20 protein-coding genes are annotated in these 24,990 nt (G+C 64.4%); 10 read left to right on the forward strand and 10 right to left on the reverse strand.

Annotation, left to right across the window (positions count from 1 at the left end; translation table 11 throughout):
* Nucleotides 1–43: 43 nt before the first annotated feature.
* Both C6571_RS05585 and C6571_RS05590 read left to right on the forward strand, forming a co-directional pair.
* The gene (locus tag C6571_RS05585) at nucleotides 44–625 is read left to right on the forward strand and encodes a chalcone isomerase family protein (RefSeq protein WP_245901414.1); all 582 of its coding nucleotides are present in this window, start codon (nucleotides 44–46) and stop codon (nucleotides 623–625) included.
* Nucleotides 626–709: 84 nt separating this feature from the next.
* Nucleotides 710–2,314, forward strand: coding sequence for a methyl-accepting chemotaxis protein (locus C6571_RS05590; protein WP_106445819.1), 1,605 nt, complete (start codon nucleotides 710–712; stop codon nucleotides 2,312–2,314).
* Between the two features lie 24 nt (nucleotides 2,315–2,338).
* Here C6571_RS05590 and gph read toward each other — a convergent pair whose 3' ends face one another.
* Nucleotides 2,339–3,052 carry a phosphoglycolate phosphatase gene (gene gph / locus C6571_RS05595; RefSeq protein WP_106445820.1) on the reverse strand — a complete coding sequence of 238 codons (714 nt, stop codon included), beginning with the start codon at nucleotides 3,050–3,052 and terminating at the stop codon, nucleotides 2,339–2,341.
* 227 nt (nucleotides 3,053–3,279) lie between these two features.
* Here gph and C6571_RS05600 point away from each other — a divergent pair, with 227 nt between their 5' ends.
* Nucleotides 3,280–3,678 carry a hypothetical protein gene (locus C6571_RS05600; protein WP_106445821.1) on the forward strand — a complete coding sequence of 133 codons (399 nt, stop codon included), beginning with the start codon at nucleotides 3,280–3,282 and terminating at the stop codon, nucleotides 3,676–3,678.
* On the opposite strand, the gene C6571_RS05605 is transcribed toward C6571_RS05600, so the two are convergent.
* The gene (locus tag C6571_RS05605) at nucleotides 3,679–12,024 is read right to left on the reverse strand and encodes a GH36-type glycosyl hydrolase domain-containing protein (RefSeq protein WP_211300699.1); all 8,346 of its coding nucleotides are present in this window, start codon (nucleotides 12,022–12,024) and stop codon (nucleotides 3,679–3,681) included. It abuts the gene before it with no gap.
* Nucleotides 12,025–12,468: 444 nt separating this feature from the next.
* On the reverse strand, nucleotides 12,469–13,155 hold the full coding sequence (gene rpe, locus C6571_RS05615) for a ribulose-phosphate 3-epimerase (protein WP_106445823.1): 687 nt from the start codon (nucleotides 13,153–13,155) through the stop codon (nucleotides 12,469–12,471).
* 30 nt (nucleotides 13,156–13,185) lie between these two features.
* On the opposite strand from rpe, the gene apaG reads away from it, so the two are divergent.
* From apaG to thiL, 5 genes are all read left to right on the forward strand, one after another.
* The gene (apaG, locus tag C6571_RS05620; protein WP_106445824.1) at nucleotides 13,186–13,575 is read left to right on the forward strand and encodes a Co2+/Mg2+ efflux protein ApaG; all 390 of its coding nucleotides are present in this window, start codon (nucleotides 13,186–13,188) and stop codon (nucleotides 13,573–13,575) included.
* 25 nt (nucleotides 13,576–13,600) lie between these two features.
* A complete protein-coding gene (locus C6571_RS05625; RefSeq protein WP_170094686.1) occupies nucleotides 13,601–14,896 on the forward strand; it encodes a cation:proton antiporter in 1,296 nt (431 codons plus the stop codon).
* A gap of 140 nt (nucleotides 14,897–15,036) precedes the next feature.
* The gene (locus C6571_RS05630) at nucleotides 15,037–16,296 is read left to right on the forward strand and encodes a cation:proton antiporter (protein WP_106445826.1); all 1,260 of its coding nucleotides are present in this window, start codon (nucleotides 15,037–15,039) and stop codon (nucleotides 16,294–16,296) included.
* Nucleotides 16,286–17,407 (forward strand): YbdK family carboxylate-amine ligase, encoded by a 1,122-nt coding sequence (locus tag C6571_RS05635; protein ID WP_106445827.1) that lies wholly within the window; start codon nucleotides 16,286–16,288, stop codon nucleotides 17,405–17,407. The genes C6571_RS05630 and C6571_RS05635 overlap by 11 nt, the downstream gene beginning before the upstream one ends.
* A gap of 175 nt (nucleotides 17,408–17,582) precedes the next feature.
* Nucleotides 17,583–18,557: a thiamine-phosphate kinase gene (gene thiL, locus C6571_RS05640; RefSeq protein ID WP_106445828.1), complete on the forward strand. Its 975-nt coding sequence runs from the start codon at nucleotides 17,583–17,585 to the stop codon at nucleotides 18,555–18,557.
* Here the strand turns inward: thiL and C6571_RS05645 are convergent.
* The 4 genes from C6571_RS05645 to C6571_RS05660 all read right to left on the reverse strand — a co-directional run bounded on the left by C6571_RS05645 (nucleotide 18,534) and on the right by C6571_RS05660 (nucleotide 22,510).
* Nucleotides 18,534–19,304, reverse strand: coding sequence for a substrate-binding periplasmic protein (locus tag C6571_RS05645; protein ID WP_106445829.1), 771 nt, complete (start codon nucleotides 19,302–19,304; stop codon nucleotides 18,534–18,536). The genes thiL and C6571_RS05645 overlap by 24 nt on opposite strands.
* Nucleotides 19,301–20,686, reverse strand: coding sequence for a sensor domain-containing diguanylate cyclase (locus tag C6571_RS05650; RefSeq protein ID WP_211300700.1), 1,386 nt, complete (start codon nucleotides 20,684–20,686; stop codon nucleotides 19,301–19,303). The genes C6571_RS05645 and C6571_RS05650 overlap by 4 nt, the downstream gene beginning before the upstream one ends.
* A complete protein-coding gene (locus C6571_RS05655; RefSeq protein WP_106445831.1) occupies nucleotides 20,677–21,459 on the reverse strand; it encodes a substrate-binding periplasmic protein in 783 nt (260 codons plus the stop codon). Before C6571_RS05655 ends, C6571_RS05650 begins: the two co-directional genes overlap by 10 nt.
* A 148-nt stretch (nucleotides 21,460–21,607) precedes the next feature.
* Nucleotides 21,608–22,510, reverse strand: coding sequence for a LysR family transcriptional regulator (locus tag C6571_RS05660; RefSeq protein ID WP_106445832.1), 903 nt, complete (start codon nucleotides 22,508–22,510; stop codon nucleotides 21,608–21,610).
* A 97-nt stretch (nucleotides 22,511–22,607) separates the two neighbouring features.
* Here C6571_RS05660 and C6571_RS05665 point away from each other — a divergent pair, with 97 nt between their 5' ends.
* Nucleotides 22,608–23,285 carry a Bax inhibitor-1/YccA family protein gene (locus C6571_RS05665; protein WP_106448066.1) on the forward strand — a complete coding sequence of 226 codons (678 nt, stop codon included), beginning with the start codon at nucleotides 22,608–22,610 and terminating at the stop codon, nucleotides 23,283–23,285.
* An 18-nt stretch (nucleotides 23,286–23,303) separates the two neighbouring features.
* Nucleotides 23,304–23,759, forward strand: coding sequence for an ABC transporter substrate-binding protein (locus tag C6571_RS05670; RefSeq protein WP_106448067.1), 456 nt, complete (start codon nucleotides 23,304–23,306; stop codon nucleotides 23,757–23,759).
* A 50-nt stretch (nucleotides 23,760–23,809) separates the two neighbouring features.
* Here the strand turns inward: C6571_RS05670 and C6571_RS19950 are convergent, their stop codons facing one another.
* From C6571_RS19950 to C6571_RS19960, 3 genes are read right to left on the reverse strand one after another with little or no spacing between them, the layout of a single operon-like run.
* Entirely contained in the window at nucleotides 23,810–23,995 is a 186-nt protein-coding gene (locus tag C6571_RS19950; protein ID WP_245901416.1) for a hypothetical protein, read from the reverse strand.
* Nucleotides 23,992–24,381 carry a hypothetical protein gene (locus C6571_RS19955; protein ID WP_245901417.1) on the reverse strand — a complete coding sequence of 130 codons (390 nt, stop codon included), beginning with the start codon at nucleotides 24,379–24,381 and terminating at the stop codon, nucleotides 23,992–23,994. The genes C6571_RS19950 and C6571_RS19955 overlap by 4 nt, the downstream gene beginning before the upstream one ends.
* Nucleotides 24,362–24,982, reverse strand: a complete 621-nt coding sequence (locus C6571_RS19960) for a hypothetical protein (protein ID WP_245901420.1) — start codon at nucleotides 24,980–24,982, stop codon at nucleotides 24,362–24,364. The genes C6571_RS19955 and C6571_RS19960 overlap by 20 nt, the downstream gene beginning before the upstream one ends.
* Nucleotides 24,983–24,990: the final 8 nt, after the last annotated feature.

Genomic DNA, 24,990 nt, shown 5'->3' on the forward strand with positions numbered 1-24,990 from the left:
GTTGCAGTATTACGAACGATCGTTCTTTTTTACGGGGATGGACATGCTTAGAACATTGCGCATTGTGCTGGTTGCTGTCGGTCTGTGCTGGAGCGTGGCGGCGTTTGCCATGGTCGAGCTGGCTGGCGTGAAGGTGGAAGACTCCGTCAGCGTCGCAGGAACCAAACTTCAACTCAACGGTGCCGGTATCCGCTACAAGGGCCCCTTCAAGGTGTATGTGGGCGATCTCTACACCACCCGGCCCGTTGCATCGCTGGATGAATTGATTGCGGCGCCCGGACCCAAGCGTTTGGGAATGACTTTTTTGCGTGAAATCAATTCCGCTGATTTCGGCAAGCTGCTCACGCGCGGTATTGAGGACAACGTCAACCGCAGCGAGCTCTCCAAGATCATTCCAGGCATGATCAAGATGGGCGAGATTTTTGCGGCCAACAAGGCCTTCCAACCGGGCGACGTTTGCGCACTTGAATGGGACCCGGCGACGGGTTTGAGTATCTGGGCCAAGGGCAAACTGCAGGCAGAGCCTTTCAAAGACCCCGCGTTCTTCCGCGCCCTGATGTCCATCTGGTTCGGCAATTCGCCAGCCGACTGGAAGCTCAAGGATCAGCTCCTGGGCGTGAAGTAAGCAGATCCTGTCGCGCGACAGACATCGTTCAAGGGGCGGCAGCCCTTAGGCTGTTGCCTCTCTCTTTCTCGTCTTGTTGAAAACATGTTGCGTACGCTCCGCGTCGGCCCGCGTCTGGGTCTGGGTTTTGGCCTCATCCTGCTCATTACGGCGCTGACCGCCGGCATTGGTATCTGGCGGATCCAGACCTTGGCGGCCGACAGCGAGCGCGTTTCCACCGTGGAAATGGAGCGCCAGGCACAAGTTGAGCGCTGGGCAGCGGGTTTGCGCCTGAACTGGGTGCGCACCGAGGCCTTTCTCAAGGCCATTGACCGCGAGTACATGGACCAGCTCAATGCCAGCACGGATGCCACGACGCGCGACATTGAGCAAGCCGTGCAGCGGGTCCACACACTGGTGACGGGAGACACCGGCAAAAACTTGCTGGCCAACGTGGACGCCGCGCAGACCACCTACACACAGCGGCTGGCCGAAATTCGCGAGCTGCACCGTGGCGGCGAGCCCAACGTGCCCAGCCTGGTCGACAAAGACCTGCGCCCGCTCGCTGACAAAACCCTCGCTGCCCTTGACGCCTTGCGCCAACATATGGCCCAGCTCTTGAATGCAAGCCAGCAGCGCAGCAGCTCTGTGGCACAAGCCAGCAAATGGATTCTGGGCGCCTGCGCGCTGGCTGCCATTGCACTTGGTCTGGCGTTGGCCGCCCTGGTCACCCGCTCCATCGTCCAGCCGGTGCAGCGCAGTCGCCAGTTGGCGCAGGCCATCGCCCAGGGCGACCTGGCGCACACACTGGAAGCCACGGGCAGGGATGAACCCGGCCAATTGCTGGAAGCGCTCGGCGCCATGCAGCAGCATTTGGCGGGCATCGTCAGCGACGTGCGCCGGGGCGCTGAAGGCGTGGCCAGCGCCAGCGCCGAGATCGCGCACGGCAACAGCGATCTGTCGGCCCGCACGGAACAGCAGGCCAGCGCACTCGAAGAAACCTCGGCCTCGATGGAAGAACTCAATTCCACCGTGCGCCAGAACGCCGACAACGCGCGCGCTGCCAATCAGCTTGCCCTCGACGCCCGGACGGTGGCCACGCAGGGCGGCGAGGTCGTCGCTGAAGTGGTTCGCACCATGAAGGGCATCAACGACAGCAGCCGCAAAATCGCCGACATCATCGGCGTGATCGACAGCATCGCCTTCCAGACCAACATTCTGGCGCTCAACGCCGCCGTGGAGGCGGCACGTGCCGGAGAGCAAGGGCGCGGTTTTGCCGTGGTGGCGAGCGAAGTGCGCAGCCTGGCCGGGCGCAGCGCCGACGCCGCCAAGGAAATCAAGTCCTTGATTGGCGCCAGTGTCGAGCGCGTAGAAGCGGGTTCGGCCCTCGTGGATCGTGCCGGCCACACCATGAGCGAAGTGGTGCAGGCCATTGGCCGGGTGACCGACATCGTGAGCGAAATCAGCGCGGCCAGCCAGGAGCAGAGCCAGGGCGTGGCCCAGGTGGGCGAAGCCATCACGCAGATGGACCAGGCGACGCAGCAAAATGCCGCGCTGGTAGAGCAAAGTGCCGCTGCGGCCGAAGGGCTCAAGGCGCAGGCGGCGCAGCTGGTCAATGCCGTGGCTGTGTTCCGCCTGAGCGGCGCGCCCCAGGCAGCACGTCCTGCCCTGGCGGCGGCCGAACCCGCGCGGCAAATTGCCCAGACTTGAAGGCGATCCCAGCCCGTCTTTTTTCTAGCTTTGGCGGCAGACCTTCAGCTCAGCCAGCGAATCCATCCAGGCATCGGCGTCAACCGCGCGCGCGCTCTGGCCATGGTTGTAGCCGTAGGTCACCAGCAGCACTGGGCAGTCCGCCGCACGCGCCGCCTGGGCATCGTTGGCCGAATCACCGATCATCAAGGTGCACGCGGGGGCCGTTCCGAGCGCCGCACAGCAGCGCAGAAGCGGCAGCGGATCGGGTTTTTTCCGCTCGAAGGCGTCGCCTCCGAACACTTGAGCAAAACAGTCAAGATCGAGCGAGCGCAGCAGCTCGATGGCGAAGGCGGTCGGTTTGTTGGTCACACAGGCCATTGGAATGCCGGCTGCTGCCAGCGTCTGCAGCCCCTGCTGCACCCCCGGATACATTTCGGCGAACTGGCCGTTGATGGCTGCGTAGTGGCGCTGGTAGCTGGGCCAGGCCTGCTGATAAATCGCTTCCAATTTGATAGCTGAAGGAGCTTTCCCATCCTGCGCTAGAACGTGATTTAGCACCGAAACCAGCAAATGCTCCGAGCCTTTGCCCACCATCGTGGCGATGGCTTCGTGCGCAACCGGCGGCAGGCGCAGTTCGGCCAGCATGCGGTTGAGGGCTTCTCCGAAATCGCCCAGCGTGTCCACCAGCGTGCCGTCAAGGTCAAAGATGGCGGCATCAACTTCGAAGGTCTTGCCGGGGAGCGTGAGGGTGGCCATGAGCGTCGTACCAAGCGCAAAAGGAAAGCTGGCGAGTTTATGAGGTCCGGCAAGCCTCCTGGTGGCGTGTGCAGGCTGCACGCTGCGCAAAACGCGGCAGCGCACTGCACCCGCCACCAATGCAGGCCCTGTCCGACAGCGAAACGATGCATGGGCGCCTAGCCTTCACGTGCGTGCTGGCGCTGCCGTACGAAACCCATACATAGATAGCAACAAGGACTTCCGCCATGACCATTCGACAAACCACCCTTCGCGCCTTCTGCAGCGTTGCCCTGTTGGTAGGCACTGCCGCCTATGGCGCAGACGATGCCAGCGCCGAGGCGCGCTACCAGAAGGAACGCGCTGCCTGCCTGAGCGGCCAAACCCAGCAGGCGCGCGATGTCTGCCTGCGCGAAGCTGGCGCGGCACGCGACGCCGCGCGCAAAGGCGCCCTGACAACCAGCGGGGCCGATGAAAAAGCGGCGAACGCGGTCGAGCGCTGCAAGGTGTTTACCAAGGCCGACGAGCACGCCGCCTGCATCGATCGCATTCGCGGAGCGGGCAATACCAGCGGCTCCGCCTTGCAAGGTGGCGTGTTGCGCGAAAGCGTGACCACGACGACGATCATCATCCCGGCGAAACCATAGTCAGTCCGGCTTCGACACTTCAGCCGGCTTCCCCGGCAGGATGACGACATAGTTGCCGCCTTTGTCACCCGTCGGCAAGGCCACCCACTCGCCGACTTCCAATCGCTGCGCGCCCTCTTCATGCGCCTCCGAACCGGTGCCTGGGGTGTCGCCAGAACAAATCGTGAACCGATGCCTGGCGCCGCCGCGCTCCCATGTCAGCTGTGCCTGGGGCCAGTGGCTGGGGAGACAAGGCCGCAGGCAGACACGATCCGCCCGCACTTCCAGACCCAGAATCGATTCGATGGCAGCCCGGTGCATCCAGGCTGCCGAACCGGTGTACCAGCTCCAGCCGCCCCGACCCACATACGGCGCTTCGGTATAAATATCGCCCGCCATGACATACGGCTCCAGCGCGTAAGCCGCCTTCTGCTTTGGATTGGCGTTGCGGTGCGCCGGGCTCAGTTGGGTGAAAGTGCGGTAGGCGCCATCGCCATCGCCCAATTGCGCCTGCGCCATCAGCTTCCAGACACCGGCATGCGAATACTGGCCGCCGTTCTCGCGCACGCCTGGCGGGTAGGCCTGGATATAGCCAGCGCTCGGCACCATGTTCTGCAAGGCAGGCGTAAGCAGTCGGTTCAGGCCTGCCTCCTCGTCCACCAACAGGTTGGCCACGGCGTCCATCGCTGCGCGCTGGCGCTCAGGTGTTGCCGCGCCCGAGAGCACGCTCCAGGCCTGCGCGATGAGGTCGATGCGACATTCCGCCGCAGTGTGGGTGCCCAGCGGCGTCCCATCATCGAAAAAGGCGCGCTTGAACCATGCGCCATCCCACGCCGGTCCCGCAAGCGCCTTGCGCCAACCTTGTGCCGCCTGGCGCCAGCGATCGATGCGCCGAGCGTCGCCGCGCACCTGCGCAAGCGGGACAAACGCATCGGTCACGGTACACAGAAACCAGGCGAGCCAGACGGATTCGCCACGGCCCTTGTCGCCCACCATGTTCATGCCGTCGTTCCAGTCCCCGTTGCCTATGAGCGGCAGCCCGTGCACGCCCACCTGAAGGCTGCGATCCAAGGCTCGGGCGCAGTGCTCGTAGAGACTCGCAGAAACGCTGCTCACAGTGGGCACGAAATACGCGTCATGCGTGCCTTCGGGAATGGCCGGCCCGTCCAGAAAGAACACCGATTCGTCGAGCACCGCCGCGTCACCGGTGACCTGCACATAGCGCGCCACCGCTTCGGGAAGCCACAGCAGGTCGTCCGAGCAATGCGTGCGCACCCCGGCGCCGGTCGGCGGATGCCACCAGTGCTGTACATCGCCTTCCTCAAACTGGCGCGACGCCGACAGCAGCAAGTGCTGACGCAGCGCCTGCGGGCGGACGATGGCCAGCGCCATGGCGTCCTGCAACTGATCGCGAAAACCAAACGCCCCGCCGGCTTGGTAGAAGCCGGCTCGCGCCCACATGCGGCAACCCACCGTCTGGTAGAGCAACCAGTGGTTGACCAGCGCGTCAAACAAAGGGTCGGGCGTTTGCACCTGCACCGGCGCGAGCAACTGCGTCCACTGGGCGCGCGCGGCCGCTTCCCAGGGCTGGGCCTCTGGAGCAGCGTGCTCGCTGAGGCATTGGCGTGCCAGTGCCAGCGCTTCGCCGCTGCTGGCGCCGTGGCCCAGCAAAAAGATGCAGTCGCGGCTCTCTCCGGCCGGAACGTCCAGCGGGCACGACAGCGCTGCGCAAGGGTCCTGCCCGAGACCCGCCTGCTCAGCCAGGTGGTCCGGCACCACACGGTGACCGCGCGCGTCAAACAACTCGCGCCGGTCGCAGGTCCAGTCGATGTGAGGAGGCGCATCCTCCTGCGGGGCGCAGACTGCAAAGAATGCCGTGCTGCCGCCATGGCCGGACTGGGCATCGCGCTGGATGGCGAGCAGCACGGGCGCCACGTCGCCCGTCGGCATGGCGTCGTTCTGGCTCGCATCGCAGGCTGTGGCCACACTTTGGCGGTCCAGGCGCTGGCTGCCCATTACCCATTCAAGCAGGCCAATGGCGCGCAGGCGCAGCGGCTCCTGCCCATGGTTGGTGAGCGTAATGCGCACCTGCTTGACGGGGCGCTGCGGGTCCACGCACCAGGTGCTGCGGATCGCGAGCCCGCCGTGGCGCTGCTCAAGGACGGTGACGCCCTGACCATGCTCAATCGTGCGCACCCCCTCGAATTCTTTGCCGACGCCGAACAAGGCTTTGGAGTGCAGGTCCTGCAGCCAAAAGATTTCTCCGCCAGGGTCAGATACCGGGTCGTTGGACCAGACGGTGAGCTTGTGCTGCTGGCTGTTGCCGGCCCAGCTGTAGCCAGCACCATACTCAGACACCTGCGTGCCGAACTGCGGGTTGGCCAGCACATTGATCCAGGGGCGCGACACTTGCTGCTGCGCAGAAATATCAAATCGAAACGCTCCACTCTTCGCGTCGAACCGACCTTCCGGCGCGGACTCAGGCACGCCAGCGCACTGCGGAGTCGGTGATGCGCGGGACTGATCGATGCGCGCGTCCAGCGCGGCGTTGTGCCATTGCGTCAGCTCGCGCAGGTGCTGCGACAGCGGGCGCCCGTCGGCTGCAAAACGCACGCGCGCCAACATGCGCAGTGTGGTGTGCTCTTCGTCCGAAATTTCGGGCAGGCGCAACAGGTGTAGGCCGCATGCCCGGGCTGAATCCACACTTGCGCTCTGCGCGCTGTAAGTATCTTTGAGCTCTTGCAAAGCGCGTTGCAACGGCATCTGGTACGACGGCGGCTCGGCGTTCAACACAATCAGGTCGCACGCCAGTCCCCCCCAGGTCCATAAATGCAAAGCCTTGACCAGCGAGCGCACCAGACGTATTCCATGCTCCGCGCTGATTTCTACCAACAGCTGAGGGCGATCGCCCGATATGCCGAAGCGCCACAGCGTGCGCCGATCTCCCAGATTCTGAGCGCCAGCCGGCAGCGTTCTCGAGCCGGGTCGGGCATGCAGCAGCGCGATCAAGGTGGAGAGCGCCTGAATCGCAGCGCGGTCTTCGCGCAGGATGCCCATCTCGCGCATGCGCACACGGGCAAAGGTGGACGACATGAGAATGGAGCGCTCGACAACGGCCGGTTGGCGATAGCGGTCCACCAGCGTCTCCAGTGCCTCGCGCTCGTCCGCTGCGGCCGTGGCCAGCGTGAACTGCGTGTGCGAATTCGCTGGCACAACGATGCGCAGCGACATGACCGCCATGGGGTCCAGGCCAGTCGGCAAAGTGGCTGCACGGTCAGGAGCATCGGCGCACTGTGCAAGCGGCGCAGAGGCGTCACGGTTGCGTCCCAGCCAGCGCGCACGGTTGGTCTGCAGTTGGATGGAAATCGGCTGGCGCTCACTCTCCGCCAGAAAATGCGCCGCATGCACGCCCTGCTGCGCATTGGTGTTCGGCTGCCGGGCAAAGTACAACGCCTGATCCGCTCCCACCCAATCGGAGGTGACAAACAGGTTGGCAAAGGCTGGATGCGCCTCGTCGGCGCGCGCTTCCATCAGCGACACTTCAAACGCCGAAAACAGCTCCAGCTCGATGGGCTCGGAAGTCGAATTCCACAGCTCGATCCGCCGCAGCTCTACATCGTCTTCCGGGCTGACCCAGATCGTGCAGCAACTGCGCAAATCGGCCCATTGCGCATGCAGACAAGCATGGTCACCCTGCAGGCTGGACCGGTACGCGGCCTGCGGGTCAGCAGCCGGGTGCTGTGTGATGGATACCAAGGGAGTTTCGCCCGCCTCGGTCACCTCAGACGTCGGCACACGGCGCAGGTAGATGAAGTGGCCGTAGGCATCGCGCAAAGCATCGTCGCGCCAACGCGAGACATCGACCTTGCCAAAGCGGCTCCAGCCAGCGCCGTTGGCGCGCAGTGACACGCTGTACTTGCCATTGGAGAGCAACAAGGTTGGCTCGATCGCGCTGGCGCCAGGCACCAGCTCGCGCGAGCTGGCATCCGCCGCACTCGGGCGCACCACACGACGCGGCTGCATGAGCGGCTCGACCAGGCGAGGAATCTCGCGCGGCACCGCCTCCTGAAGCAGGCCGGAGACCGCGCGCAGACGCGCGCTCGCCATGGTCCATCGACGCGGTGCGCCATCCAGTAGCACATTTGCCAAGGCCACCAGCGTCATTCCCTGGTGGTGTGCCATAAAGGTTGACACAGGCTGGAATCGGCTGCCACCCTGTTGGCGTTCCGGGCTGAAATCCAGTGCCTCGATAAAACCCCATTCGGCGCGCGCCTGAAGAGATTCGAAGCTGAGAAAATTGGCCTCGGCGGCAGGCCGATCAAACATGGCGGCGAGGCCCGTGGCGTACGGAGCCACCACCAGATCATCGGCAGGCGTTCGCCGCAGCGCGAGCCGGGGAACGCCTTGCGGGGCGTATTGGTAGGCAAGCGTGTGGTCGCCCGCTGCGTAGGCGCATTCCGAAACGCCCCAGGGAACATCGTGTCGTTGCCCATAGCGCTTTTGCTCGTAAATGGCCGACCGTGCAGCCGCATTAAGCGCGCTGCCCACGGGCTCGTCGAGCACCAGCGCCGGCATCAAATACTCAAACATGGAACCTGACCAGGAACGCAGGGCTGCGTGCCTGCCCACGCCATAGAAGGGCCGGCCGAGCGCACCCCAATGCTCTGCCGGCACATCGCCCTTGGCAATGGCCCACAGGCTGGCCAAACGCGCCTCGGAGGCCAGCAGATCGTAAAAACTGTTGTCGAGCGCACTGTCCGCCACCCGGTAGCCGATATGCAGCAAACGCTTGCGCGGGTGGTACAAAAAACCAAACTGCGGCTCACTGGCCAGCTGGCGGCAGCGCGCCACAAGGGCCTGCAGCCGAGCGGACACAGAGGGGTCCGCAGTGGACTGCGGATCGATCAGCAGTGCATCACACGCGCCTGCCAGCGCCAGCAAATGACCGCACAAATTGCCGCTGTCCACAGTGGAAACGTAAGCAGGCTTGAGCACCTCCAGTGTTCGCGTGTCGTACCAGTTGAGAAAGTGCCCCCGGTGGCGCGCCAGCGTGGTCAGGGTGGCCAACGTGGCTTCGCAACGTGCCAGCAACTGTGTGGTATCGATCCAACCGAAGAAGCGCGCGCACGCAACCGCCAGCAGGTACAGGCCGATGTTGGTGGGCGAGGTCCGCTCGGCCACCATCGTGCTCGGCACGGTCTGCACGTTGTCAGGGGGCAGGTGGTGCGTCGACTCGCCAACATGAAGTTCAAAAAATCGCCAGGTGTCGCGCGCAATTTCTGCCAGGTAGGCCTGCTCTTGCACAGTGGCTTGCTTTTTTTCCTGAAAGCGCCAGGGTCGACTAAACAACCATATCCAGACGGGCGTGAGCGCCCAGGTGGCGCAGAGCAGTGCACTGAACACCGGCCAGGCTGTGTGCTGCTGCCACAGTGCGAACCATATCAACGCCGCCGCCAGTGTGACCGGCGCATGGGCAACGACGAGGCCCGGCAAGCGCGTCTGGGCGGCCGCCTGCGCGCTGGCGGCGGTGGTCCACTGCAGCAGCCTCCGCCGGCTTACAAAGCTGCGCCACAGCGCGCACCCGACGGCGTGAAGCAGCATCAAAGACTGCTGCAGCAGGGTGGCCAGGTTCCACAGCGCGCTGCCAAAAGCACGCAGCACTTCTCTCAACGCTTGCAGATAGAAATAGGCGAGTGCGACGTTGTCGCGTGCAGGCACCAGGCCGGCCAGCGCGCCAATCAGCGGACCCGCGCCGAACGCCAGCAATACCCACACCAGCGTGGCCCAGGGTGACAACGGTGCGCCCGCCAGCGCCAGAACCAACAGGGCCGCAGATGCCGGCGCCACCAGCGAGCGGCGCAGGTTGTCGATGAGTTTCCAGCGCGCGATTCCGGGCAGTTCATACCGGCGCCACTGCAACATGAGCGGCAGCAGCTGCCAGTCGCCGCGCGTCCAGCGATGAATGCGCGCGGCCGCCACGTCGGCATGCAGCGGCGCATCTTCCATCAACGTGATGTCACTCACTGCAGCGCAGCGCGCGATCGAACCCTCAAGCAGATCGTGGCTAAGCACCTGACCCGGAGGCAATCGGCGCCCCAGCACCGCGTGCATCGCCCGCACATTCAGCAGCCCCTTGCCGACGAAGCTCCCTTCAGAAAACAAGTCCTGATAGATCTCGGACGTAGCTGCGCTGTAAGGATCGATGCCGCAACGGCCCGAAAACAGCCAGTGAAACAAGGTGGACGTGGCGGGCTCGGGCAAAGGCGTAGTGAGCCGTGGCTGCAAAATACCAAAGCCTGACACAACGCGGCAAAGGCGCGTATCCACCTGCGGTCGGTTGAGCGGATGCGCCGCCACACCCACCAGCGCACGCAGGGCTCCCGGTGGCAAACCGGTGTCGCTGTCGAGCGTTACCACATACGGCGTGCCCGGCACGGGCTGCGACAAAGTCCCCAGATTCACAAAAGGCGAATCACCCCCCTCGGCAAGCCATTGAATCAGGTTCTCCAGCTTTCCACGTTTGCGCTCCCAGCCGATCCAGCGGCGCTCGGTAGGTGCCCAGCTGCGCTCTCGGTGCAGCAGCAGGAAGCGCTGGGCGGCGCCGTTCAGGGGGGCGTGGCGATAGCGCGCCTCCAAAGCCTGCATCTCGGCGCTTGCCTGCTCACGCAGCGCAGCGTCGCCTGGCTGTGTGGCAGCGTCGGCATCTGCAAAGTCGGTCAACAGCGCAAACTGGGCGCAGGCTTCGCTGTTGGCGAGGTAGTGCTGCTCCAGTTGCAGCACCACCTCGCGCACGGTTCGGGACGATGTCAGCATCGTCGGCACCACCACGAGCACCCGATGCTCGGGCGGAATGCCCGCCAGCAACGCATAGCGCGCCATGCGCCGTGGCGGGAGGGACTCGCTGAGCAGGCGGTGAACCACTGCAAGAACCGTCTCGCCTGCCGGGAAAAGCGCCAAAAGACCCATGCCCCACAACGCCAAGCCTGCCGGAGCAGGCCATGCATAGTGAGGCCCCAGAAGCAGCCATGCGCCTGCGGCCACACTTCCGGCCAGCAGCACCATGACATACAAGGGCAACACACTGCGCCGCAGAAACTGTCGGGTTTCCCAGTGGCGCTGCGCACGCAGGCCAAGGGCCGTGTACAACGTCTTTCGGCCAGGTCCACGCAACCAGTACCCAGGCGCGTGTGAGGCGGCCTCGGCATCCTCGCCGTCGTCCTGAGGTGTCTGCTCGGCGCCCGCCTCCGCGTCGGCGCGCAATGGGCCCGTGCCGTCTATGCCCATCAAGCCCAGCAACCGACTTGCGATGAGCGTCTCGCTGTGCGTGCTGCGCCTGGCCAGGCGCTGAATGGCGGACAGGCTGGCGTCCTGCGTGTCTTCGCGTTCGGCGCAAAAAGTAGGGGATATCTGAAGGGCACGCACCAGCACGCTGGCCTGATTGACCACTTCGCGCCAGTCGGCGTCTTCCAGGGTTCGCAGCGCCAGAATGGCATTGCGCATGCTCAGACTGTCAGCAGCCTTGTCCGCGTGCTGCTGTACCTGGGCTGCAGAGGGATCGGGCAACACCCGGCCCAACGCTGCGCGCGCCTCCTGGACTCCCACCTGCGTGGAGGCTTCTCGCGAGCCTGCCATTTCGGGCGTCTCGGCGTTCAACCTTTCGTTCACCTGCAGCGCGAAGGCGCGGCCCACACCGCGCCGCGCCATCGTGCCAAAACGCTGCTCGAAACTGGACGTTTGGGCATTCCCGGAGGCGAGCAGTGCGTCGCACCAGGTGTCTGCTGCCTGCCGCGCGGCCATGGATGTCGCCACCTGCTCCGCCAGTCGCCGCAGATTTTCCACCAGCAACACACGCAAGGTGGGCGCGAGTGCCGAAATTTCACCATAGGTGAGTTCGCACACCGTCTGGTAGGCGTTCAAAAAACGCACCAGCAAGGCGCTATCAATAGCGCTGTCGGTGTGTGCCACGAACGCCCACGCGACGCCGTAGATGCGTGGCATGCCAGCGAGGTGTTCCCCGCCAAGCACTGGCAGCTCAGAAAAGTATCGTCTGGGCAGCGCCTGACCGATTTCGTCGGTCTGCGCCATCAGCAACTGAAAATTGTCGAGCAACCATTCGCCAGCGGGGCTGACATGATGACCCGTGCGTTCCTGCTCGGCAATGTAGACGTGCGACAGGCGCAAAACGCGCAGATTCTGCTGCAGGCGAGGGTAAAAGGGCCGGGCCGGGGACCGGGCAGTCCCACTCTCGATATGCGCCTGCGCCAAGCTGCGCCCGTGCTGCTCCAGGCGGGCATGGCCAAAAATTTCAGAGCGTATCGGTGGCTCGAGTTCACCCAGGCTCGCACTCAAGAGCTTAGCGAAGCCCATGGCGCCGGCCAGTCCCCTTTCATTGCGCGCTGTCACGGGGCATGGCGTTGCTGGCTACCAGTAAGCGCTGACGGCAAGCAGGCTGCCAGCCACCACCACCATGCTGACGACGCGGCCACCTACAAAGGAATCGACTGTTTCCGCCTTGCAGCGAACGCTATGCCAAGCGCCATTGGCCCGAAAGCACTGACGCACGTGTCGCTGGAGGCTCTGGAATTCGCCGGTCGCGGCGTTGACGCGAGGGTTGCACTGCGGGAGAGGAAAGGTGTGGGTGTTTGGCATAGGACCTCTCGTCTGTTGGCTCGCCGACAGACGATCGACGAACACCTCAATACAAAAGACCATCCTACGCCGATAACACCCTTTGCGCTGTCAGCCAAGAGGCCGAAAATGCCTGCGCCCACGGCATCCATTCCACCACTTCATCGCGCCGGCCGGCCGCTTTCAGGACTTGGCCAGTTGCGCACGCATGGCGTCGATCACTGCCTTGTAGTCGCGCTGCCCGAAAATGGCACTCCCCGCAACAAAGGTGTCGGCCCCGGCATCGGCAACGCGGCGAATATTGTCTTGCTTGATGCCGCCGTCCACTTCGAGGCGGATATCCTTGCCGCAGGCATCAATGCGGCGACGCACGGCTTCGATCTTGCGCAGCGACGACTCAATGAAGCTCTGGCCACCAAACCCGGGGTTGACGCTCATGATCAGGATGACATCGATGTCGTCGATCACCCAGTCCAGTACATCCAGCGACTCGGCCGGGTTGAACACCAAGCCTGGGCGGGCGCCCTGCGCGCGGATCGCCTGAATGCTGCGGTGCACATGCTGCACTGCATCAGGGTGAAAGCTGATGGTGTCTGCTCCTGCTGCCGCAAACGCCGCAGCGAGCGCATCCACCGGTTCAATCATCAGGTGCACGTCAATTGACACCGGCTCCCCGGCGGTCGTCTTGGCATAGGGTTTAAGCGCCTCGCAAACCATGGGACCAAAAGTCAGGTTGGGCACATAGTGGTTGTCCATCACATCAAAGTGAATCCAGTCGGCACCGGCTGCGATGACACTCGCGACCTCCTCCCCCAAACGGGCAAAGTCGGCGGACAGGATGGAGGGGGCAATGCGGAAAGTGCGGCTCATGAATCCATTGTCGCAGTTACCATCCGGGCCATGCAATCGCCCGCTTTCGACATTCATGTCCAGACCGCCTACCTGGCGGACCAATCCGCACCGGAGCGCGAGATATTCGCCTTCAGCTACACCATCACCATCGTCAACTGCGGCGATGCGCCCGCCCAATTGATCGCTCGGCACTGGAAAATCGAGGACGAGCGCGGCCCGCAGGACGAAGTGCGCGGTCTTGGGGTGGTCGGGCAGCAACCTCTGCTGCGCCCGGGCGAGCGCTTTGAGTACAGCAGCGGCTGCCGCTTGCGCAGCGACACCGGCAGCATGGAAGGAAGCTACCGCTTCGTCACTGAGGCGGGCGAAGCTTTCGACGTCCCCGTCCCCCGCTTCGTGATGCATGCTGCCCAGAGCGGCGGCCATCGCGTTCTCCACTGACGAACTGCACGTCCGCTGCCTACCTATGGATTTTTTGCCCACGTGGCCGTTTTCGGTCAACACCCTGTTCTTTTTTGGTTTTCTGCTTTTTTCCGGTGCACTGGGGGGCTATTTTGCGCACCGCTGGCGCTGGCTGCCCAGCATCACCGGTTTCATGGTGGTGGGTTTCGTCGCCGGTCCGAATGTGCTGGGCGTCATCAGTGAGGTCGGCCTGGCGCAATCGCGCATCGTGGTGGATGTGGCGCTCGCACTCATCCTGTACCGGCTCGGGCTGTCCATCGACACCAAACGCATCAAACAAGACCACCAAGTGGTACTGGTGTCTCTGGCCGAGAGCGCACTGACCTTTGCGGCGGTGTATTTTGGACTGGGACTGGTCGGCGTTTCGGGCCTTGCGGCAGCGGTGATCAGCACCATTGCCATTTCGTCTTCGCCCGCCGTGCTGATTCACGTGGCGCACGAGCTTGACGCCTCTGGCCCCGTGACCGAACGCGCCATGCTGCTGGTGGCGCTGAACAACGTGATTGCTTTTATCGCCTTTGCTGCTGTCTTGCCCGCGCTCTACGGGGAAGCTCAGGCGCCGCTGGCCGTGATGGTGGGAGCGCCGCTCTATCAGGTGCTGGGTTCTGGCGCGCTGGGTTTGGCCATGGGCGGTCTGCTGCATCTGGCGGCGCGAAAAACCAAGGTAGCCGAGCAGTATCGGCTGGCGCTGGTGATCGGCGCGGTCATGATGACCGTGGGCGCCGCACTGGCGTTCAAACTCTCGGCCCTGTTTGCGCCGCTGGTTCTGGGCATGGTGGTACGCAGCATGGAGCGCGCCAAGTTGGTCGCCAGCATCAATTTCGGTCCTGCGTTCGAATTGTTCTTCATCGTGCTCTTCGTCTATGCCGGCGCCAACCTGCACGTTGCCGAAATCGTCGATTACTGGCCGGCCGTTCTGGTGTTCCTGGGAGCCCGTGCGGCGGCGAAGTGGCTGGGTGTAGGCGGCGCGGCGCTGCTGCTGGGCGCCTCGCCGCGCCAGGCCGGCAGCACCGGCCTTTTGTTGCTTCCCATGGCAGGCCTGGCCATCGGTCTGGTGAACACCACCCTGAGCCTGTTTCCAGAGAAAGGTGCCGTGATCGGTTCCATCGTCCTGGCTGCAGTGGCCCTTTTGGAGACGGTCGGTCCCCCCATTGCGGTACGTGCGCTGCGATGGTCGGGCGACAAACTCAACGAAAATGGCATGGAGCGCGGGAACGGCGCCGGGGCAAAGTCTGTTCCGGGCAAGCCAGCGTCCGAAGCACCGGCACCACTTCAGCCGCCCGCTGTGCCAGGCGCCTGACTCAGGAGCGGTTCCTCTCGACCACGCGCTGGGGCTCGCGGCAGTCCAGTGGGCGTTGCCTCGCCCTGTATATTTGGCCGGGCCTCTACCCAGCCCCTCAATGGGTCCCCAGCGCGTGACTGCGGGCAAAGGAATCACGAATGAATGAACTCATGAACTTTTGGGCGCAGTGGTTGCGTCCCTCGGCTGGCCTGCCCACCGTGCAGTGGTCGCTGTTGTTGGCGGTGGCCGCCATCGCCGGGCACTTGCTGCAGCGCCACGTGGGTCTGCCCAAGGTGGTGGGCTACACGCTGGTTGGCACGCTGGCCGGACTGGCTGGTTTCAGCGGTGCTCCCTGGCCGCTGCAGGGCATCAGCCTGTTCTTGCTGGAACTGGGCCTGGCTGTGGTGCTGTTCGAAGCGGGTGGCCGCATTCCGCTTCGCTGGTTCCGCCACAATCCCATGGTGCTGGTGCAGAGCATTGCCGAATCGGCACTGACTTATTTCGCGGTGTACTGGACGCTGGCCTGGCTGGGATTGGAGCGCCAGGTGGCAGGTCCGCTGGCTCTGGTGGCGCTGGCGGCGTCGCCTTCGGTCTTGACGCGCGTCGTGGCGGACAACCGCGCAGCGGGCCCGGTGACCGAGCGCGCCATCGTGCTCTCCACACTGTCCACACTGTACGCGCTGACGCTGGGCAGTGCCCGCGCCGAGCTGATGAACCGCTCCAGCATCACCTTCAGTGACACCGTGTCCCCGGTCATGGTGGTGCTGGGGGTATCCATCGTGGTCGCCGCCGCGCTGGCGCTGGCGCTGCGCACGGCGCTGCGCTTCATGGCCCCGACGAGTGAGAACACTTCCATCATGCTGCTCACCTTGGTGGCCGCGGCCACCGCCGTTGCGGCGCACATGGGGGGCTCGGCGCCTTTGGCGGCGCTATTGGGCGCCATGCTGCTCAAGCAGTTCAACCCCAGACCCTGGGCCTGGCCCCGGCAGCTGGGCAATGCCTCGGCCCTCCTGACCATGCTGATGTTCGTTCTCGTCTCCACCGTGGCTGCGCAGGCCGACTGGAGCGGGCGCGTCGCCGGCCTGGTTCTGGCCTTGATCGCAGTGCGATTGGTGGCCAAGGTAGTGGGCGTGGCTCTGGGCAATGTGGGCAGCGGCGCCAGTTGGCGGCAGGCTTTGCTGGTGGCCAGCGCGATGACGCCGATGTCGTCCATCGCCCTGCTGATCGCCTCGCAGTTTGTCGTCGCCTCGCCGCAGACCGGACCGCTGATCGCACAGATTGCGCTGCCCGCCATCTTGCTGATGGAGGTGGCGGGGGCCGTGATTGCCACGCTGGCCATTTACCGGGCCGGCGAGAGCTCCAAGCCCTGGGCGCCCCTCACCACACGCGAAAGCGCTGGAGAAAACCATGGGTCTTGAAACCTTCAACCATTCGGAGCCGCTGACCCTGGGAGTGGAACTGGAATTGCAGCTCGTCAATACCCACGACTACGACCTGGCGCCCTACGCCGAGGACATGCTGCGCCTGATGGAAAAACACCCGCTGCCGGGCAGCGTGGTACCCGAGATGACCAGCGGCATGATCGAAGTTTCCACCGGTATCTGTCATTCCAGCAGCGAGGTGCTGGGGCAGCTGACGCAGATTCGCGATGCCTTGGTCAAATGCGCCGACAAGCTCAATATTGCCGTGGTTGGCGGCGGTACGCACCCGTTCCAGCAATGGCACGAGCGCCGCATCTACGACAAGCCGCGCTTTCGCGAACTCTCTGACCTGTACGGCTACCTGTCCAAGCAGTTCACCATCTTTGGCCAGCATGTGCACATTGGCTGCCCCGACGCCGATTCCGCCCTGCTCATGCTGCACCGCATGTCACGCTTCATTCCGCACTTCATTGCGCTCTCGGCGTCTAGCCCTTATATCCAGGGGCAGGACACGGCCTTTGACTCGGCACGGCTCAATTCGGTATTTGCCTTTCCGCTTTCGGGCCGCGCGCCCATGGCACTGACCTGGCGGGATTTTGAGGTCTATTTCGACAAGATGACGCACACCGGTGTGGTCCGCAGCATGAAGGACTTTTACTGGGACATTCGCCCCAAACCCGAATTTGGCACCATCGAAATTCGCGTTTTTGACACCCCGCTGACCATTGAGCGCGCCGCCGCATTGTCGGGATTCGTTCAGTCGCTCGGCGCCTGGTTTTTGGCGGATCAGCCTTTCATGCCTCAGGAAGACGATTACCTCGTCTACACCTACAACCGCTTTCAGGCCTGCCGGTTCGGGATGGACGCGGTCTACGTAGACCCGGCCACGGGCGGCCACATGCCGCTGCGCGAGCACATCATGCGCACCATTGATCAGATTGCGGGCCATGCCGCGGCACACGGCGCCACGGGCGCCCTGCATCTGCTGCGCAGCGAAGCCGCCGCAGGGCAGAATGACGCGCGCTGGTTTCGCGAACGCCAGCGCGAAGAGCAGTTGCTGGCCGAAGTCACGCGCCAGGCGGCGCAGCGGTTTCGAGGCAGGGATTGATTCCCCCTGAGCCGCTTCGGGTCTTCCTCCTGAGGGAGACGCTTCCAGCGGTCTGGCAAAGCCAGATCCGCGGTGGCACTGGTAGCCCGTTTTCAAGCTCTGCGGCAGGACGATCGACGAGCTTCCCAGGTTGCGCCCGTCATACTTGACTCGATGATCGAACCCGAAAGCCACCATGGGTGAATTCGACCTCATAGCAAGACATTTCAAGCGCCCGGTGCGCCGCGCCGCGCTGGGCGTGGGTGACGACTGTGCGCTGCTGGCACCACGTCCTGGCATGCAACTGGCCGTTTCGTCGGACATGCTGGTCGAAGGGCGCCACTTCTTCGCCGGCGTAGACCCGGATGCGCTGGGCCACAAGGCGCTGGCCGTGAACCTCTCAGACTTGGCCGCGTGCGGCGCCGAACCACTGGCGTTCACGCTGGCCCTCGCCCTGCCCAGTGCCGACGACGCCTGGCTGGCCGCCTTCGCGCGCGGCCTGTACGGCCTGGCCGACGCCCACGGCTGCGAACTGGTGGGGGGCGATACGACGCGTGGGCCGCTCAATATCTGTATCACCGTCTTTGGTGAAGTGCCTACGGGCCAGGCCCTGCTGCGCAGCGGTGCACAGGCAGGCGACGATCTTTACGTGAGCGGCACGCTGGGCGATGCGCGGCTGGCGCTTGAGGCCCTTCAGGGCCGGGTGGCCCTGCCTCCGGCTCTGCTGGCAGCCGCGCGCCAGCGGCTGGAACGCCCCACGCCGCGCGTCGCCCTGGGCCAGCGGCTGCGCGGTGTTGCAAGCAGCGCCATCGACCTGAGCGATGGCCTGCTGGGCGATGTGGGCCATGTACTGCGCGCCTCCGGTGCAGGCGTGCGCATTCAGGCGAAAGATGCTAGTGAATGGATAGCTGAAAATGCTTATGGGATAAGCGCTAGCAGCCTATTTGACCAAGATTTTTTGCTTCAATGCGTGCTGTCGGGCGGTGACGACTATGAGCTCGCTTTTACGGCGCCCGCCGCTGCGCGCGCAAAGGTGGCTGAGGCGGCGCTGCAGGCCAACACGGCCGTGCGGTGCATCGGCCAGATCGAATCGGCGCCCGGCCTGCGCGTGGTGGACGCAACAGGCCGCGAACTGACGCTACCGTTTCTATCGTTTGACCACTTCGCCTGAAGCCGGGTTTTTTGCCTGTGCCGAGGGCGTACCCGCCATGATGCGCTGCACCTGCCCTTCGGCTTTGAGCTTGTCAAACGCCTGCTGGGTGCGAAGCACCAGGTCCGGCGGTGTCTGCAGGTTGTAAGCCATGTACAGGCCGGTGGAGGCTTCGTCCAAAGTGAGCACGCGCTCCAGACCCTTGCAGTCAAACTGGGTCTGCTGGCACAGCGACGCCGCGTCGTCGGTAGTCAGGGGCACCAGATCCACCTGACCGCTCAACAGTTTCTTGAAAACATCCAGCGACTGGGCCGAAACCACTAGCCGCTTGAAGCCCTTGGAGCGCAGATACTGCTGGCGCACGTCGTCGCGCATGACACCAATGGTGTATGCCTTGGCCGATTCCAGGGTGTCGATGTCAAGCGGCCTCGATTTGAGCCGGTACAGGTGGTACTGGATCTTCATGATCTCCCCAACCCAGCGAAACTGGTCTTCGCGCGCCGCCGTGCGGGCGATCAGGAAGATGAGCACGCCCGGCTCCTTGAGCGCCATGTCATAAGCTCGTGCCCAGGGGTACAGGCGCAGCGTGTAGTCGGTCAGCCCGGCGCGCTGCAGCGTCAGCTCCACGACTTCGGTGGCGGTCCCAGCCACCTTGGTACCTTCCACATAGGTATAGGGAGTGGTTTCCGTCACGGCCTGGATGGTTTGCGCCTGGCACCAGACCGGGCCCAGACAGAGAGCCCAAATGCACACTGCCAAGCGACTCATGCTGCTTCTCCTTTTTTTGCGGGCCAGTCCCGATTCTCCGGACCCACCACCTGGTTGCGCCCCGCTGCCTTGGCTCGGTACAGGGCCTGATCGGCGCGCTGAAACAGCGCACCAAACTCCTCGGTTGCGCCAGACTCCCGCACCGCCAGCCCGATGCTGATGGTCACGACCTGCGCGCAGGTGGAATGCAGGTGCTCGATGGCGCAAGCAGCAACAGCTTCGCGCAGGCGCTCCGCCAGCATCAGGGCTGCCGGCCCGCTGGTAGCGGGCAGCAGCACACCAAATTCTTCGCCACCGATCCGTGCCACCATATCGCCAGCACGTCCCAACTGATTTCGCAGCGCCTGCGCCACCGCGCGCAGGCAGGTATCGCCCATGGCATGCCCGTAGTGGTCGTTGTAGTCCTTGAAGCTGTCGATATCGCAGATCAACAGCGACAGGCTGTGCCCATGGCGCCGGGCGCGCCGCATCTCGGTGGCTTTGGCTTCATCGAAATGGCGTCGGTTGGGCAGACCGGTCAAGGGGTCGGTGCGTGCCAGGCTCTGCAGGCGCTCGTTGGCCGCTTGAAGTTCTGCTGTGCGCTCTTGCACCAGTTGTGCCAGTCGATCGCGGTGCTGTGCCAGCTCTTGCTCGTAGCGCTGCTGGCGCTCAAGGTGGCTTGCCAGGCTGCCCTGAAGCTGGTTGACACCGGAGACCAGCTGGGTCAATTCGTCCTGACTCTGGCTGCTGCGCTCCAGGCTCAGATGCGTTCCCAGATTGCCGGGGCGCACACCCTCCAAGTGCGACGCAATGCGCCGCACATGCACGGTGACCATGCGATTGAACATCAGCATGATCAAGCCCGCCAGCATCAGCGACTGCAGCAACTGCGCCACGACGATGGTGGCCAGCTGGCTGCGCAGACGCTGCCACAGCACCTTCTCATCGCCGAAGAGGACCAGTTCACCAATTTCTTCGCGTGCACCGGGAAACGGTGCATAGGTCAGCTGCAGCTTGCGCACCGGCGCCCAGCCGGGCCCGGTCCAGCCTGTGCGTGCACTCTCGAATATCTCCGCAGGCTGGTTGGCCAGTGTGACGGTCAAGATGATTTTTCCCACCGATGGAATCCCCTTGGCGCTTCGCACATGCGTCTGCAGCCCCTCTCGGTCAAGCTCCCAGATCGCCTTGGACAGGGTATCGCCATATATCTGCTCGATCTGCGCCAGTTCCGCATCCATCCGGGTCAAACCTTCATTCCACGCAGACCAGGTCAAGGCCAAGACCGACACCATGATGAACAAGGCGCAAAACACCAGCGTGGCCCACACCAGTCGCCAGCCCAGCGAGCGTTGGCGCACCAGTGCCAGAGGCGCAGCCGACTCGGGCGGCGGGATCATTGCCATTTGCGCTGCAGCCGGTCAAGGCTGCCATTGCGCTTGAGCGTCTCCAGCGCCTTGCGGAAACGCTCCACGGTGGCATCGGGCGTCTGGGCCCCAAACGCCAGGTAGTAGTTTTGGGAACTGAGTTCGGGAATGGCCAGCGCCTTGTGCAAGGTCTTCTCTGGGTTCTGGCCCGCTTGCCGCACCAAATAGTAGGCTGTGAGCTGATTCATGATCCACAAATCAATGCGGCCGAGTTGCAGCTTTTCGAAATTGAGTTCGTTCTTGGCGCTTGCCTGCAGGTTCTTGCCTTTGACAAAGCCCTTGGAGAGCAAGAACTGTTCTCCCACGCTCTGGTTCACCGTGCCGATCTGCAAGCCTTGGGCTTTCTCGAGCGAAGGGATCGACAGGGCTTTGTCCGCCAGAGAAAACAGGTAGTAATCCGAAGGGGCGATCACACCCACCCATTTGAAGAGCTTCTCGCGCTCCGGTGTGCGCACCATGGAATAGATCAGCACGCCCGGAACATTGCTGGCCGTCTCATAGGCGCGCGCCCAGGGCATGGACTGGAATTGCCCTTGCAGGCCCAGCTCCTGGAGCACCGCCTCGACCACCTCGGTGCCCAGGCCGGTGACCTTGCCGCCGTCGGTGTAGTTGTAGGGTGGAAATTCTTCCGTAAGGATGCGCACCGGCCCCTCGGCTGCATCTGCGAGGCGCCAGCCACTTCCCAGCAAGGCCACCAGGACTGTCAGTTCCCGCCTGCGAACGCCTGTCGCCCAGTGCTGATGTTCTGTCATGGTTTCTGGATGGTCGGTGCCTGCCGTCGAAGAGGTCCAAGAGCCTCACTGAGCGCCCCATGCTGGCAGTATCGGACGACGGGTCGGGACGGTCAATGGCAGTGAGCGCACCGCCGCCGGACCGGGTGTCGGTGCCGGGCGCAAGTGATCACTGCACCAAGTCCGCTCCAGCCGATCGCTGCACCAACTGCAGAACCAGCGGGTGCGCCAGCTTGCGCTCGGTACTGATGGCGTAGTAATTCTCCTGCACCCCGTCGCAGGCACCCACCAAGCGCACCTGGCAACGCTGCAGCAGTTCGGCCTGCGCTGCCACCGCGCCAGGAAACACGCCCAGGCCCGTGCCGCCGAAGGCCTCCAATAGCGCGTTGTCCTCGAACTCTCCGGCAACCCGCGGGCGCAGCCCCTTCTGGGCCAGCCAATGGTCAATGAGATGGCGAACGATGGAGTGCGTGGTCGGCAACAACACGGGGACAGTCTGCAACGAGACAGGAAAGCCATCGACCGCCTGCGCCCACCACTGCGGCGCGGCATACCAGCCCATGGCCGAGGTGCCCAGCGGATGGTTGTGCACCTTGAGGCGCGGATGGAAGGGCGCCGGATGGTCGGACAGCACCACGTCGAGCTTGTGCAGTGCCAATTCGGCCAACAGGTCGGGCATTTCACCCTCCAGGCACACCAGACGCAGGCCGGGGACGCCAAGAACCGGTTGCAGCAGCCGCTGCACCTCCAGTTTGGGCAGACCATCGGCAATACCCACCACCAGCCGCACCGACGGGCTTTGGGCTGCCGCGCGCACCAGCTCGGGCAAGGCTTCGCCAAGCTGGAAGATCGATTCCGCCTGCCGCAAGGCCACCACGCCGGCGTCTGTCAGCGCCAGCCCCCGGCCCGCCGGGCGCAGCAGCTGGCAACCCAGGTCGCGTTCAAGCTCGCGCACCTGGGTGCTCACGGTCTGTACCGCCATATCCAGCCGCGCAGCCGCGTTGGACATGCTGCCCTCCTTCGCCACCATCCAGAAATAGTAGAGGTGGCGGTAGTTGAAGGCCTTGTTCATTGACAGATTTTACGGAATTGAATTTCATTTTTTATCTTCTTTTTCAGAAATTAGACATGCCGTATCTTCCGCTTTCCTTTTGATTTTGGAACCCTTCATGAACCACCTCGCCACCCACCAAGGGGGTACAGCCCCCAGCGGCTTGGGCAGCACCCTGGCCACCCACCGGGTGCTGCGCAACACCTACGCCCTGCTGTCCCTGACTCTGTTGTTCAGTGCTGCAGTGGCGGCTGCCGCCGTGGCCCTGCGCCTGCCCGCACCGGGTCTCATCCTCACGCTGGCAGGCTATTTCGGTTTGCTGTTCCTGGTCCACAAGGTCCAGAACAGCGGCTGGGCCGTGGGTGCGGTGTTCGCGCTTACCGGCTTCATGGGCTACACGCTCGGCCCGGTGCTCTCGGCGCACTTGGCCTTGCCAGGTGGCGGGCAGACCATTGCCCTGGCTCTGGGCGCCACAGGCACCACCTTCCTGGCCCTGTCGGGTTGGGTGCTGGCAACGCGGCGCGATTTCAGCTTCATGGGCGGCTTTCTGTTCGCCGGCATGGTGATTGCCATTTTGGCGGGGCTCGCGGCCATGTTCTTCCGGATCCCGGCGCTGGGGCTGGCCGTATCCGCCATGGTGGCGCTGCTGTCGGCCGGATTGATTCTGTTCGAGACCAGCCGCATCGTGAGCGGCGGCGAAACCAACTACGTGCTGGCCACCGTGGGCCTGTTCGTCTCGCTATTCAACCTCTTCACCAGCCTGCTGAGCCTGTTTGGCTTCGGCAGCAACGATTGACTCCCAATGAAACACACCATGAACAGTACTTCCCGCACCAGCGCCCTGGTCATCGCCCTGACCATCGCCGCCCTGGCCTCCCCCACGCTGGCCCATGCCAAGCGCCTGGGCGGCGGCAAATCGCGCTCCATTGCGCCGGCGAGCATCGGCAAGGCTCCGTCAGCCCCTGCGGCTCCCAAGGCCCCGAGCGCACCGACTGCCCCGACTGCCCCGACAGCGGCTGCGGCGCCAGCCGCCACCGCGCCCGCAGCGCGCGGCCCCGGCATGATGGGCACCATGGGCGCAGCCGCAGTGGGCGCCGTGGCCGGCACCATGGCCGGCAATGCCTTGGCAGGGTCCAATCCTACTGAGAAGGACGCTAAGGCCGCCAAAGCCGCCGAAGCCCAGGCGGCTGAAAAGGAAGCCCAGGAACTGCAGCGCAAGGCCGACGAAGCCAAGGCCAAGGCTGCTGCAGCCCGCGCGGCCAGCCTGTAACAGTCCGCAGCGCCGCGCGCAAACCGGCTTCGCTGCCTCGGGCGCGCCGCTCAGAGCTGGAGCAAGGCGCCCACTGGCCGGCGCGGCTTGGCGGGAACGTCGCCCGGCGGGTAGCCGATGCGGCACAGCATCTGCACTGTGGGCTCGGCGGCCTCGCGCGGCGCCGGCCGCCCTAGCTGATGGACACGCTCGTAGTGCGGTGCCATTTCCGCAAACTCCTGCAGCGTCTGGCTCATGGGGTGCACGCCCAAGCCCAGTTCGGTGGCCTTGAGCTGCAGGCGCACATAAGCGCGAGCCGCCTGGAGCTGGTCGGAACGGGGTTGCCACTGGCCAGCCACACGAACCCCATGGCCGTGCGACTGTGGCCTTCGAAGCGCTCAGCGGCCGCCTTGTAGCCCGCGCTGCCTTCGGGGGGCCCCAACGAGCGGTCGAACAGGCCCAGCGCGTCCATGGCGCGCACGAAGGGCGTGTTCAGCGCGATGCCATCGCGGTGCGCCAGGAACTCGGCCGGGCCGACGCGCAGGAGGCGGATGCTCTCCAGCATGGTGCGCGGCGTGCGCAGCTCCACCTTCGCCGACTCCCAGCACAACGCGCGCAGCGCCTCAAGCGAAGCGGTGTCCACCGTTCCGCCCGCCGCCGGCCCGGCGCCCTGCGAGACGCTCGCCAGCAGGGTTTGCAGCCGTGCGGGCTCTACCGGCCTGGTCGTGTCGAAGTCGATTTTGGGCGTGCGCCGGCGCAGTACCTTGGGCAAAAAGCGGATCGGGCTGGCCGCCAGGGCGCAGCACCACTTGGGCCACGGGGCGCTCGTCCCAAGCTTGCAACTGTGTGGTCTGCGTGCCCTGGGGCCACAGCGCAACCTCGCTGGCAATACCTTGCTCGGCCAAAGCCATGACCAGCAACTCCAGAAAGGCGCCGTGCCCAATCAGAATCTGGCGGCCCAGCGGGTCGGTTTCGCGCAGCGGGCGGTCCCGGTCGACGCGCAAGGTGATGGCGCCCTCCTCGCGCAAGTCCACCACCCAGGGCTGCAGGTTGTGCGGGTTGGGCGCCGTGATGGCATAGGCGACAGCGCGGCGGCGCGCGTCGATCTCGTCCACGGGTCCCTGCCAGGCTTCTACGGCCTGCGCTGGGTAATAGGGGCCCGCACCACAAGCGGCGAGGGGGCTCAACGCGGCGGCGGCAAGGGTGCCACCGCCGGCCAGGCGAATGAAGGTGCGGCGTTGCATGGCGGAAC

Source organism: Simplicispira suum (assembly GCF_003008595.1).
GTDB classification, from domain to species: Bacteria; Pseudomonadota; Gammaproteobacteria; order Burkholderiales; family Burkholderiaceae_C; genus Simplicispira; species Simplicispira suum.

Excerpts from the sequence above, each read along its gene's own strand:
- thiL (WP_106445828.1), top strand. The coding sequence starts at position 17,583 with ATGGGTGAATTCGACCTCATAGCAAGACATTTCAAGCGCCCGGTGCGC.
- C6571_RS05645 (WP_106445829.1), bottom strand. The coding sequence starts at position 19,304 with ATGAGTCGCTTGGCAGTGTGCATTTGGGCTCTCTGTCTGGGCCCGGTC.
- C6571_RS05655 (WP_106445831.1), bottom strand. The coding sequence starts at position 21,459 with ATGACAGAACATCAGCACTGGGCGACAGGCGTTCGCAGGCGGGAACTG.
- gph (WP_106445820.1), bottom strand. The coding sequence starts at position 3,052 with ATGGCCACCCTCACGCTCCCCGGCAAGACCTTCGAAGTTGATGCCGCC.
- C6571_RS05585 (WP_245901414.1), top strand. The coding sequence starts at position 44 with ATGCTTAGAACATTGCGCATTGTGCTGGTTGCTGTCGGTCTGTGCTGG.
- C6571_RS05635 (WP_106445827.1), top strand. The coding sequence starts at position 16,286 with ATGGGTCTTGAAACCTTCAACCATTCGGAGCCGCTGACCCTGGGAGTG.
- C6571_RS05630 (WP_106445826.1), top strand. The coding sequence starts at position 15,037 with ATGAATGAACTCATGAACTTTTGGGCGCAGTGGTTGCGTCCCTCGGCT.
- C6571_RS05600 (WP_106445821.1), top strand. The coding sequence starts at position 3,280 with ATGACCATTCGACAAACCACCCTTCGCGCCTTCTGCAGCGTTGCCCTG.
- rpe (WP_106445823.1), bottom strand. The coding sequence starts at position 13,155 with ATGAGCCGCACTTTCCGCATTGCCCCCTCCATCCTGTCCGCCGACTTT.
- C6571_RS05590 (WP_106445819.1), top strand. The coding sequence starts at position 710 with ATGTTGCGTACGCTCCGCGTCGGCCCGCGTCTGGGTCTGGGTTTTGGC.
- C6571_RS19960 (WP_245901420.1), bottom strand. The coding sequence starts at position 24,982 with ATGCAACGCCGCACCTTCATTCGCCTGGCCGGCGGTGGCACCCTTGCC.
- C6571_RS05670 (WP_106448067.1), top strand. The coding sequence starts at position 23,304 with ATGAACAGTACTTCCCGCACCAGCGCCCTGGTCATCGCCCTGACCATC.
- C6571_RS05665 (WP_106448066.1), top strand. The coding sequence starts at position 22,608 with ATGAACCACCTCGCCACCCACCAAGGGGGTACAGCCCCCAGCGGCTTG.
- C6571_RS05650 (WP_211300700.1), bottom strand. The coding sequence starts at position 20,686 with ATGGCAATGATCCCGCCGCCCGAGTCGGCTGCGCCTCTGGCACTGGTG.
- apaG (WP_106445824.1), top strand. The coding sequence starts at position 13,186 with ATGCAATCGCCCGCTTTCGACATTCATGTCCAGACCGCCTACCTGGCG.
- C6571_RS19950 (WP_245901416.1), bottom strand. The coding sequence starts at position 23,995 with ATGAGCCAGACGCTGCAGGAGTTTGCGGAAATGGCACCGCACTACGAG.
- C6571_RS05605 (WP_211300699.1), bottom strand. The coding sequence starts at position 12,024 with ATGGGCTTCGCTAAGCTCTTGAGTGCGAGCCTGGGTGAACTCGAGCCA.
- C6571_RS05660 (WP_106445832.1), bottom strand. The coding sequence starts at position 22,510 with ATGAACAAGGCCTTCAACTACCGCCACCTCTACTATTTCTGGATGGTG.
- C6571_RS05625 (WP_170094686.1), top strand. The coding sequence starts at position 13,601 with ATGGATTTTTTGCCCACGTGGCCGTTTTCGGTCAACACCCTGTTCTTT.